This is a genomic window from Alcanivorax sp. HI0044 (assembly GCF_001634945.1).
The window spans coordinates 1-340 of sequence record NZ_LWEZ01000945.1; the positions used below are offsets into that span (position 1 = coordinate 1).

At 61.2% G+C, this 340-nt stretch carries 1 protein-coding gene; it reads right to left on the reverse strand.

What is annotated here, in order from left to right; translation table 11 throughout:
• On the reverse strand, positions 1-340 hold a 340-nt coding region (gene rsmG, locus A3730_RS11065; protein WP_063538071.1), incomplete at both ends, for a 16S rRNA (guanine(527)-N(7))-methyltransferase RsmG.

Genomic DNA, 340 nt, shown 5'->3' on the forward strand with positions numbered 1-340 from the left:
CGCCCTTGCCACTGCGTCGGCAGGGTGGCCAATTCTTCTTCCGTGCTGGCCGCTTTCATGGCCAGCAAACGGGTATTGTCGGTCATTATGGGCGTCATCAACGCCAGCATGTCCGACAAGGAAGCAAAAGCGCGACAAATAATCTGCGATGGGGCTTTACGGTACTGTTCCACGCGACCGTGCACAACCTCCACGTTATCCAGCCCCAGCTCCCGGCGGGCCTGGCGCACAAAACGGGTTTTCTTGCCGTTGGAATCCAGCAGCACGAATGCCTGCCGGGGGCGGACCACCGCCAGAATAATGCCGGGGATACCCGCGCCGGTGCCCACGTCCAGGGTGT